This window comes from Mucilaginibacter angelicae (assembly GCF_042434235.1).
Classification (GTDB): domain Bacteria; phylum Bacteroidota; class Bacteroidia; order Sphingobacteriales; family Sphingobacteriaceae; genus Mucilaginibacter; species Mucilaginibacter angelicae.
The window spans coordinates 403649-415630 of the sequence record NZ_JBHLTS010000004.1; the positions used below are offsets into that span (position 1 = coordinate 403649).

Consider the following 11982-nt stretch of genomic DNA (forward strand, 5'->3'; position numbering starts at 1 on the left):
TTATTTGGCGATAAATGTATAATTGCCCGACCCTGCTTTTATTTCTGCCTTACCATCGTGATACCCCACGAATTTAAGATCATGCCTTGCTTTGATATTTCGACCATCTACAGTAATTGCAACATTGCTTTTAACAGGCAAATAGATACTTGCCGTAGTATTAGCGGGGATACTTACCTCCAGTTTAAATTGCCCTTTATCTTTTTTCCAGCTGCTGATGATATTGCCATACGGCGATTGGTAATTAGCCTTGGCCCAGGTAACATCACCAACAGTTTCAGGCCTGATCTCTATTTTATTAAATGCAATGGCATCATCGGCAGGGCGGATGCCAGCCAGACCGCTGTAAAACCACTCCATCAAATGCCCTAACATAAAGTGGTTATTGGATACAGATGGCAGCGCTGCCCATGATTCGGTTAAGGCTGTGGCACCATGAGCAAGCTGGTAACCGTAGCCCGGCACATCGGCACGGCTGTTCATATCATAGATCACATCCGAGCGGCCTTCATCATCCAAAACACGCAGCAGGTAACGGTAACCGATATCACCGGCAGTAAGGGCATTGCCACGATTGCGAATGTCTTTTACAATGTTGTTTACAACGGCAGCCTTGTATTGTGGTTCCACCAGTCCGGCATAAACAGACATAGCGTTGGCTGCCTGGCTACCTGTGCCGTATTGTTTTGTACCGGCATTAAAAAATGTTTTGTTGTAAGCCAGCTTAACTTCGGCAGCCAGTTTTTTGTAGGATGCGGCATCGTCATTTTTGCCGAGCAGGCTTGCTATTTTACCGGCGAGATCCAGATCATAATAATACAGCGAGGTAGCTGTAATACCCTGTGGTGTTAACTGTGAAACACCGGGAGGGTTTGGGCCGAGGTCATACCAATCGCCCAGGCCCTGGTACAATAAATGGTTTTGAGATTTTTTATCGAGGTAAGCCAGGTATCGTTTGATCATATCGTAGTTTTGAGCTAATACCTCCTTATCGCCATACCATTGGTACACATACCATGGCAGGATCACCGAATTGCTCCCCCACTCGGGCGAATCGCGGAAAGGTTCATCAAACTTTACATACTCGGGTGAGATCTCGGGGATCAACCCTTCATCTGTTTGCGAGATACGCATATCATTGATGCACTTACGCGCAAGGCCTACGACATCGTAGTTATAATGCAAGGAACTGCCAACCAAATGCGCTTCTTCCAGCCAGCCCAATTTTTCGCGATGAGGGCAATCGGTAAACACACTGGCCATATTACTTTTCATGGCCCAGTCAATCAACTTAAAGGTTTTATTGAACAATTCGTTTGAGCAAGCAAAATTGCCCACAGTTTCAGCAGCATTACGGGTGTGCAAGCCTTTGATATCAACAATTATGGGCAGTTGCTGATTGTTAGCTTCATTTTGCGGAACAGCACCCTGCACCTGCAAATACCTGAAACCATAATAAGTAAACAATGGGTGCCAGGTTTCAATTCCATCACCCTTTAAAACGTAGCTATAATAATGCGGACTGCCTGAAGCCTTTTGATTGGCACTGCCATCTTCGTTAACCAACTCGGCAGGAATAATCCTAACTGTATCCCCCTTTTTACCCCGCACGCTGATCTGCGGGATCCCCGAAAAGTTTTGACCAAGGTCATAAACCCAGGCACCGCTGGCAAGCTGCTTTTTGCTTTGCGGCTCAAGTTCCTGCATGATCTTTAAGGGTTCGGCCAATTGCGCGTTTAGCTGTGGTATGCCATCTACCTTAACCACGCTGCGCCATTTTGAATCATCGAAGTTGTTGGTATCCCAGCCTGATTGTTCAAGGTTTGCGTTATAATCCTCGCCCCCATAGATGCTGCTAAAAGTAACCTGTGAAGGAGCAGTTTTCCAGGATCCATCACTTACCACATTATCCACCCTGCCGTTATCATATTCCACCACCAAACGGCAGATCATTTTGGGGTAACCAAAAGCGCCGGTGAGTTTGCGGTAGCGCCTATCGCGTGGGATATAATAAAACCCATTGCCCAGCATTACGCCAAGGGTATTTTTACCGGAGATGAGCTGACTGGTTAAATCAAAAGGTACATATAAAGCCTGTTTATCATATTTTGTCCATCCGGCATCAAGGAAATGATCACCTACTTTTTTACCGTTCAAACTCAGTTCAAAATGACCTAATCCGCATAAATAAAGCGTGGCTTTCTTCAGCTTACCATCAACATTAAAGGCTTTACGCATTAAAGGCAAAACATCATTAGCTGCGCCCAGCTTTTTTGGCCCTTTACCATGATAAAACGGTACTATGGCCGAAGAATCGGGCAATTTATCATAGGCAACCCAATCGGCGCCCTGCCAATCGGCATTTTTGAGCAAACCCATTTGCCAGCTGGCAATATTGCTCCAGGCAGATGCTTTGCCATGATTATCCCAAACCATCACTTTCCAGTAATACGTTTTGGCAGCTTGCATTGGCTTTCCATTGCAGGATATTTGTAAGGACGCATTTGATGGCACCCTTCCCGAATCCCATACATCCGCATTGTTGTTTGCCAGCTTGCCTGCATCGTCGGCCACCCAAACCCGGTAAGCCGTTTGTATTACGCCATGGGCATCGCTTTGCAGCTGCCAGCTTAATTTTGGTGTGGCCGATTCAATACCCAGCGGATTTGTTTTGTACTCGCATTGCAGGTTAAGCAATTTCAGGCTTTGAGCAAAAGCCCCAAATGGCAGTAACAAAAACAACAGACTTATCCTTTTTATCATCTTAATATTTTATTGCATTTCTATCCCCGAAATGGCCAAACCATCGGCTTTTATACCCGTGATTACCAGTTTATAATTACCCGCATTGATGCTTGTGCCCGTATTGCTTGCAACCGTACCCGATTTATTTTTGGCAACAGGTTTAAAACTTAGCTCTTCCGATTTCATCACTGTGCCATCGGCAGCCAGCAGCTGCATTTTTGCTGTAAAAGTTTCATTGCTTTGGTTATAATATTTTATTCGCAAGGCATACAGATCGGCAACACCCGGCGTTATCGCAAATACCGCACTGCCACCCACCTCGCTGTTAAATTTAATTACTTTTTTCCCGTTAAGGGTATCGCGCATTACTCCGTTTCCTTTTAGTTCGGCAGTTTCGGCTTTATAACTGATGGTTTTGCGAAGATCGGTTGCCGGTTCGAGCGAGGTAACAGGTAGAACAATTATGGTGTACATGAACTTACCTTTGTTTTCGCCTAAATTGACTACATCATTCATTTTAAAACGCTTCCTGTAAACGGGTAGTTGATGGCCACCATCTGCGTCGGTTTTAACAAATAAACCAGTATTTTCATAATCGGCTATCCATGCTGGTCGTTGTTCAGCCTGTGCATCCATAACAACATAAACGTCGGCATCGGCATTTAAAGTGAACGAGCCTGTTTGAGCCGGGGCCGAATTGAAAGTGCTGATCCAATCAGCTCCATAAAATATTGGCGGCAGATCACTGAAGGTTATCCAGGCATCGCTGTACTGTTTTTGGCCGATATCTACCCAGTTTTTTACTGTCCATTTATTATTGCCCTGCAACTGTTTAATGATTCCGTCGCCTGCCTGTTGTGGCTTTGCCTGCTTATTCAAAGTACTGATAGCTATGGCAGATATGATAGCTTCGCCGGCAGCGGCATTTGGGAAGGATATGCTGAGCATTCCGCCGGTAACATGTGCGGTAATGGTTTTTTTAAGCGCCTTTGCATACCTTGTTTCTTTCCAGATATCGAGATCATGGATCATGATCTTATCATTCACGGCTACATCAAATAAACGCCAGCCTGAACAATCCATCCCGCCGCCGGTACCGTACCATGGTTCGGTAAAATATAATTCAATGCGGTAATCCCCATCGGGTACCGGGAAATTGAATTTTAATTTATCTAAGCCATACCTGAATGTTTGGAAGAGTTCTCCATCAGCCGTTTCGCCAATCCTGTCAAAAGTACGTTGCTGGCTGGCGAAGAATCTTGGCATACCGGGATAATCATCCGTCCATGATGTGGAACCGGGTTGTTGTTTATTATCCTGATGCCTGTCGGCTTTCCATTTGTTTCCGTAGCTGTCGGTATAATCAGGGCCGCCACAGTTGAGCCTGTACAAGTAGTTGTAACCTGCTTCCGGTTTTAGGATTGCGGGATTGTCCTTTGGTAAATGAGGTGCTATGGGCAAATGATTCAGCATGATCTCATCATGCGTTACCTGTTTACCGTTTACATATCCCACTGCATATAACACATTGTATTTTATATCCGCGCCATCCCATTGAAAATGAGCACCAATACCATTTCGCTTTCTTTTACCTAAAGATGCATGGTTGATATCATTAAAAAGCTCAACCTCATCACAATTAGAATAAACAATAATACTATCCTTTTTACCCGGAGTTACCCAGCGGTTTGGCCATGTGTGCGATACAATGTATACCATCGGCTCCTTATCCCTGGGTGCATAATTTGCCCGGTACATGTAAAAAGCGTCGGTAGGTTGTCCCCAGGGGGTAAACAATCCTTTATAGTTAACCGGCCCTACCCTGTCAAGTTCTCTTTGCCCTTCGCCTCCCTGCGTACGGCCGGGGTTTTCGTGCGAATAGAGCAGCCATTGAAAATGCCCGGCAACCTGGTCTTTCACCGATTCGCCCAGGCGGACTTTGGTTTCCATAAGCTGGGTCATGCGGTCTTCACTCAAGGGGCCGTTTGCATTAAAAGGGCCTTCGGTATGTAAGCCGAGGCTTCGCCAGGCACCGTATTCACCTACCAGGATCTGTTTTTTCAGGTCATCACCATAAGTAAGCGGGTTACCACCATAAGTACCTGTCCAGTTTTGAGGCACATCCCAGTCGGTACCTTCTCCCCCATTGCAGGTTGTTATTTTGCGTTGCGATGAAGCGGTGGGATCAAGCTTGCGGATGATCTCACTGCATTCACGGGCAAAATCGGCAGGCAGTTTGCTTTCGTTCTGTAATCCCCATAATATAACCGAGGGACTGTTACGCCGCTCCTTTATCCAATCAACCAGTAAAGCCTTGTAATTAGCCCTGAACGCCGGCGAATCAAACCAGATATGAGCCGAATATTGCGGCCACCATAAAATACCCAACTTATCCCAATACTGCTGATAGGCGAGATTATGCGGCTGGTGTGCATCCCTGAAAGCGTTAAAACCGGCAGCTTTTACCTGCATTACCCGGGCTTTGATTTCCTCGCTGCTGAAAGCCTGGCTTTTACCCATCAGGTGTTCATACTCGGCAATGCCATTGATAAAAACAGGTTTGCCATTAAGATAAAAACGATTGTCATCATTGTTACGACCAATGGGCCAGCTGATCCACCGGATACCATAGGGCGTTTGCGTTTTGTCGATCAGTTTTCCATCGCCCCAAATCTCAGTCACTACATTATACAAATAAGGCTTTTTTAACGACCATAAGTGCACATTTTTGACACCGGTAAATTGATGACTTATTATGTTAGTTTCCCCTGCGCTTAGTGTTTTATTTGTTTTTGTCTGGGCGAGGGTTCTGCCACCGACATCAATGAAACTGTTTATGATGATAATATGAGACGCTTTGCCACCGTAGTTTTTAACTTCCGTTTCGAGATTAAGTGTGGCTGATTTTTCGCGAATAGTGGTATCATTCCAGATGTGTACCCCAAAAGGTTCAACACGGATATTATTTGTAACGACAAGGTGTACCGGCCGAAAAATCCCCATAGGCTGCGAGCCTTCCGAAAAACCGGGATCATCAGAGCAGCCACCGCAAACCCAGGGCAGGTCTTTGATAAAAGAGGGATGATCGGCCTTAACACACAGCAGGTTTTGCTTGCCTGTTTTGATAGCATCCGTTACATCAATAGTAAATGAAGTGCGCCCGCCGGCATGATAGCCTACCTGCTTGCCGTTAAGCCAAACCGTAGCATAAGAGCCAACGCCTTCAAACCACAGAAAATAGCGTTTATCGTTTTGCTTTTTTTCAAGCGCGAAAACCCTCCGGTACCATGCGGTTCCGTGCTGGTTGCCGTGTTTGAGGCGGCGATAGCCTTCGTAGGTATCCCAATTGTGAGGAACATTTACGGTTTGCCATTTAGCATCGTTAAAACCGGCTTGTTCAAAACCGGCGTAGGCTTTAGGCTTGTTATCATCAGCAATGCTTTTCCAATTGGTGTTTAATGAAATCTCCCTGCGGATATTTTGCTGAGCATGAGCAGTAGGTAAGTTAAAATCTAACAGGGCGATAAAAAGCAAAATCACCGGCCGATAAATCAGCCTCCTCTTTTGCTTATTATAAGTTTCTGTTGCCCTCATTTACAATTGTTTCAGATCAGCATCAAAGCGATAGCTTTTACCTTTTTGAGTCTCGATATCTACTGTCCTTCCGGCGTAATTTAAGCGGCATATTTTGCCCAATTTTGAGTACACCTGCAGATTTTTCAACCGGCCATTTTGCCATTCAAAATCCAATACAAAACCGCCTCTTGCACAAATACCTTTGATATTTCCCTGCGGCAAAGCCCTTGGCAAAGCAGGCAGCAGCTCAATGGCATCGCCCTGACTTTGGAGCAGCATTTCGGCTAAACCGGCAGCGCCGCCAAAATTCCCGTCGATCTGGAAGGGCGGGTGCGCATCGAACAGGTTGTGGTAAACGCCGCCCTTTTCTTTGCCCGAGCTTACATCGGCAGGCGAGAGCAATTTGGTTAACATGAGGTAGGCATGATCGCCCTGGTGCATGCGCGCCCAGATATTTACCTTCCAGGCGATGCTCCAGCCTGTGCCTTCGTCACCCCGGTATTTCATGGATTGTTCAGCAGCCTTCATCAGCTCCGGCGTTTTAACGGTGATATCTGTTCCGGGATAAACGCCCCACATATGCGAAACATGACGGTGGGTATCGGTAGTATCGTCCTTATCGTCCAACCACTCCTGCAACTGGCCGTGTTTACCTATTTTATTGGGTGCTATCTGGCTGTACTTGAGTTTAAGCGCATCGGCAAAAGCCTTATCGATATTTAATGTTTTGGCCGCTTCTATGCAGTTTTTAAACAGGTCGCGGATGATCTGGTGATCCATTGTTGGCCCGGCAACCAAACCACCATGCTCGGGCGAATTAGATGGTGTACTAATGAGGTAGCCTGTTTTAGGATCTTTTACTAAAAAGTGTACAAAGAACTCGGCTGCACCTTTCATTTCAGGATATGCCCGCTTTTGCAGAAAATCCTTGTCGCCGGTATACAAATAATGCTCCCATAATTGGTGGCAAAGCCAGGCTGCCCCGCTCACCCAGATCCCATGATTGGAAGCGTTGACGGGTGCAGTGCCACGCCACAGATCGGTGTTATGATGCAGCACCCAACCCGGTGCACCGTAATTCTCAAGAGCGGTTTCATGCCCGGTTTTAGCGAGATCATCAACTATGCTAAAAAATGGCTGACTGCAGGCCGATAAATTAAGTACCTCGGCAGGCCAGTAATTCATTTCGAGGTTGATATTGGTAGTGAACTTGCTGCCCCATGGCGGTGTAAGCAGGTTATTCCACAAACCCTGCAAATTTGCCGGACCACTACCCGGCCTTGAAGACGAGATCAGCAAATACCGACCATATTGCATGTACAAGCTGATAAACGAAGGATCAGGCGACTGTACAAACTTCAGGATCCGCTCATCCGTTGGTAGATCAGCATTTTCGCCTTTACCCAGATCAACTGAAAACGTATCGAAATACTTTTTATAATCTGAGATATGAGCAGCTTTGATACCCGCGTAACTTTGATGCACTATAGCAGCGATCTGTTTTTTACAGATAGCTTCCGGATTCCCCGATACATCATGATAGTTTTTAAAATTGGTAGCGGCTGTAAGGTAAAACGTCGCTTCATTAGCTCCCTTAACCGAAATATTTTTCGGACTTACTGCAACCTTACCCCCTATGGACTGTACGTGCAGATAACTTACACCACGCAAAACACCGTCTTTTACTTTTAATGACAGCGCCAGGGTATGATCATCAACTTTACGGGTGACATAGTTTTTATGCAGACTATTAAGCAAGGCTTTCAACGTAATTTTACCGGGCTTATCAGCGGTAAGATGTACGGCCATTACCTGGTCGGGCGCGCTGCTGAAATATTCGCGCGCATAGGTGACGCCATCCGCTTTGTAGCTCACATGGGCGGTGGCATTGGTAAGATCGAGATCGCGTTTGTATCCAGTTATCTCTTGTTTTGGAAATTTCAGGTACAGATCGGCAAAGGGTTGGTAATCGGCATTGTAGCGAGGATATGCAGGTGGGTTATCATCCTGTATAAAATATTTCCATTGACCGGCAAGGCTGATCGCATCGGTTTCATCTCCTTCGGGATAAACTGATAAAGTTTTAGTGTTGCTTGTAAATCCACCTTTATCGTAAAAGTTAATTACCTGTACAGCAAGTTTATTATCGCCAACAAACAGTTTATCAGCAGGGATGATGTATTTTCTATAACCATTACCCGAAGTAGTGCCAATGTAATCTCCGTTAAGCCAGGTTCGGTCTATGTCACGTATTCTGCCTAAGCTAATTACTAAGGTTTTCCCCTTCCAACCAGCAGGAATATTAAAATGCTTAATGAACCAAACTGCACCATCCACACCCTCAAATCCGGGTTGAGCTTCCCAACCTTGTTCTGTAGGTAGTGTGATGGTTTTCCAGCTATCATCTCGCATCATCTCGTCCTGCGGACCATACATAGAAAGCATCATACTAACCCATTTTACAGAATCAGCAGCATAGCTCAACTCATTGCTTTTCATCCCCATAAAATGCTGCTGGGCTAAAGCCTCCGCTTCGGCTTGTTTACTTTCGGAAAGCAGCTTGCGGATAGGTTCCAAATATTTCACGGCACCTTTGCGGGTGTAATCGCGGGGGCCGCCAGTCCACAAAGTTTGTTCGTTATATTGGATATGATCTTCGGTAACGCCGCCGTAGATCATGCCTCCTATCCGTCCATTGCCAATGGGTAAGGCATCTGTCCACTTTTGGGCGGGCTGTTTATACCAAAGCTTCATGGACTGCGACTGGGCAAAAGCCTGTACAACCCCAAACATGAATATCACAATAAATAAACTCTTCCTGCTTTTCATAAATCTCAGTTAAAAAGCCAGCGTAAATCCTTGATATTACCTTCATTGCTCAAGCCGGCATCATAAACCGGTACATTGGCATCTGCATCAACAATACCCAAAACCAGTGCTGCGCCTTTACCTAAGGTAAGGGTATTTGACCCGGCTTTAAACGTGTATGTATGGATATTTACAGGCGGCAGGCCATCAATTTGAATAGCATTGGCAATCTTGATATCGGCCTGGCCGTAATCATTGGCACTGGCATCTGTTTCCAGTTGCGGCTCGGGCAGGTACTGAGGTAATTTGCTGTTAAAAAAACCAACCAATAATTTTACCGGCTTATCGCTTTTGAAGCTGATGGCTATACCATTCTTCTGCTGATCCGCCTTGGATAGCTTGATCCCTTTTAAACCTGCTAATTCTTTTGCCATGTTTTTGATAACGGTAGCGGTATCCGTGTACACCTGCTCTCCGGTATATAATTGATAATTACCTGCATTGAGACTTACTGGCTCATCCTTCAAAACGATAACCTCCTTTTGCTTTTGCTGCGTTTGCGGCGATTTTAACGAATCGATATTCCGTTTAAAATTGTCCAGTTCCTTTTGATAAACAGGTAAAAGTTCGACCCAGGTTTTCATTTTTGCATCGTTGCCTCCAACCGGAATTTTGCGCTGTTTGGTTTGCATGCTGTTGGCATACAGGTAAGTATTTTCAGTTAGCTTCACCAGTTGTTTATAATAATCCAGACTGGTTTCCAACTCGGGCAGTGCCTTTTCCAAATCGGCAACATTATCCGAATATTTATAGCGTAATACCCATAACGCCGCTATGGCCTTATAGGCATAGCTATTGGCCATAGCGTTATAGCAATACATATCATTTTTTAAACGGGCAAACTCTGCTTTTTCTTTACTTACCTGTGGAGAGGCTTTGTCGATAGCTTCAACGGCTCTTTTGCCTTGAAGTATCACACTGTCAATAACCTTAACCGGTGTTTCGCCGGTATGCGGTTGATGCTTCCACTCCTTTTCGGCATACTCGCTCATCATTTCTCCAACCGGGCCTTCCGAATTGTACAACAGGGAAAACAGCCCGTACTTTTCGGGATTAACCAGCTGGCTCATCAGCATTCCTAAAGTCATGGTTTGGCGGTTGCCATCGGTGATGCCGAAGCGGCGTAACAGCTCGGGCGAGATATTGCCCGACTCTTCGTAAGCTTTTAAAATTGCCTCACCGTTAGCCTGATCACATCCATATTTATCAGCCAGTTGTTTTGCCCAGTAACGGATCTCGCCGGCTCTGTCCCGCTTACTATCCCAGGCATAGCGCGACCAGGCTTTGTACCAGATCCAGTCCCTGTCCAACTGCAACAAACGTTTTCCGCCCGTGTTATCAGCAGTGTAAGGCCAATCCCAATATGATGCCTGCGGATACAGGTGCAGGGCGTTTGCCCCATAAATAGAATGCATGGCCTGCACACATTTTTGAATGAAATCAGCCGAGCCATAACGGAAAGGCTCCAGGTTGGCCATGATATGCACGTTCTCTATCTGCACGGTGCCAATGCTGCTCAGCGTACGGTGCAGATCGGCCCAGGGGCCATGCGGCTCATAGGTGGTAAGCGCCTCGCCGTTGTATTTTGCTTCGGTATATAAATTTGAATAAAGCGGTTTCGCGTATTTCATCACATTGGGCGCGTCGGTATCATGTGCGCGAAGCACGATCGGTGGTTCATCGGTACGCCCTAAAGCTTTCAAACCGTCCTTTACCCCCGGAATAATAGTTTGAGTAAACCAGTCCACATCATCCTGCCCAACGCCTTCCATAGCCTCGCCAAGGGTAACCAGCAAACCTACATTAGGGTATTTTTGCACAAAGGCCGCGATAGATTTACGGGTATAATCGGCAATGATGGGTACGATGTGCCGGTTCCTGTCCTGCGTTTTCAGGTTATTTTTTTCGGCGAAGGGTTTGGATACGATGATATTATAAAATCCCTGGATAAGCCAGATGCCACGCTTATCGGCTTCATCGGCCAAAAAGCTGTAGATCTCTTCATTTTTCTTAAACGTGGCATCATCAACCTCAACAGCATAAGGATATTCTTTAACCCTCACCAATGAAGCAAAAGGGTGCCCATTCCACAAATACAGCGAGTTCATGCGGTTATGCGCCAGCGAATCCAGGTAACGGATCCATAAAGCCTTATCATAAAACCATGGGAAATTTTGCGGCGTATAAGGATATTCATAGGTACCGCGGCCAGGTAGTAAGGCAGGCTTTTGCACTCCGATACAGGTGCCCCGCAAAACCATTTCGGGCTGATCGCGCATATTAATCTTTACAGGCAGTTTTTTGTTCAGGCTGATCCTGTCGGCCAGTTCAAGACAGCCGTAAAGCGCACCTGAATTATCAGCACCACCTATCAGCAGCTTATTTTTAAGGCCCTGATCGCTGATGATAAAACCCTCTTTTCCGGGATGATTAGTTGAAGAATCGAGTAATTTCTTAACCGGAGCATCAGTAAGCAGACCGATAATTATGGCATTGCCTGAAGGAAGTGCTTCTTTATAAGATTGTTCTGTAACGGAATATCCTGCATGTTGCAAAGCCTGAGACAGCTTTTGCACACCATAACTTATCCTTGCATGATGTTTAGGCAGGGTAATAATGGTGATTTTTTTTGAAGGTTTTTGCGCGTATAAGCTTGAATGAAAAGAAAAGATCAGCGCGAATAACAGCAGGAGATAACGATTGGACATCTTCATTTTCATTCGTATTAAACAGGCTTACCAAAGCCCGTTTCTTTGATTTGAACGAAGGCTCCAGTATCTCAAACGATACCTT

At 45.7% G+C, this 11982-nt stretch carries 4 protein-coding genes; all 4 read right to left on the bottom strand.

Going from position 1 to position 11982, the window contains the following annotated elements; translation table 11 throughout:
- Genes ACFFGT_RS01845 through ACFFGT_RS01860 form a run of 4 tightly spaced genes read right to left on the bottom strand, consistent with a single transcriptional unit; the run spans position 1 to position 11903 of the window.
- On the bottom strand, positions 1 to 2763 hold the full coding sequence (locus ACFFGT_RS01845; RefSeq protein WP_377020790.1) for a family 78 glycoside hydrolase catalytic domain: 2763 nt from the start codon (positions 2761 to 2763) through the stop codon (positions 1 to 3).
- A 9-nt stretch (positions 2764 to 2772) separates the two neighbouring features.
- Entirely contained in the window at positions 2773 to 6339 is a 3567-nt protein-coding gene (locus ACFFGT_RS01850) for a malectin domain-containing carbohydrate-binding protein (RefSeq protein ID WP_377020791.1), read from the bottom strand.
- A complete protein-coding gene (locus tag ACFFGT_RS01855; RefSeq protein WP_377020792.1) occupies positions 6340 to 9150 on the bottom strand; it encodes a glycoside hydrolase family 95 protein in 2811 nt (936 codons plus the stop codon). It lies immediately after the preceding gene.
- 5 nt (positions 9151 to 9155) lie between these two features.
- Entirely contained in the window at positions 9156 to 11903 is a 2748-nt protein-coding gene (locus tag ACFFGT_RS01860; protein WP_377020793.1) for an alpha-d-galacturonidase, read from the bottom strand.
- Between the last annotated feature and the right edge of the window lie 79 nt (positions 11904 to 11982).

What these genes read in the sequence shown, in the direction of transcription:
- ACFFGT_RS01855 (WP_377020792.1), bottom strand. Translation starts at nt 9,150, where the DNA reads ATGAAAAGCAGGAAGAGTTTATTTATTGTGATATTCATGTTTGGGGTT.
- ACFFGT_RS01845 (WP_377020790.1), bottom strand. Translation starts at nt 2,763, where the DNA reads ATGATAAAAAGGATAAGTCTGTTGTTTTTGTTACTGCCATTTGGGGCT.
- ACFFGT_RS01860 (WP_377020793.1), bottom strand. Translation starts at nt 11,903, where the DNA reads ATGAAGATGTCCAATCGTTATCTCCTGCTGTTATTCGCGCTGATCTTT.
- ACFFGT_RS01850 (WP_377020791.1), bottom strand. Translation starts at nt 6,339, where the DNA reads ATGAGGGCAACAGAAACTTATAATAAGCAAAAGAGGAGGCTGATTTAT.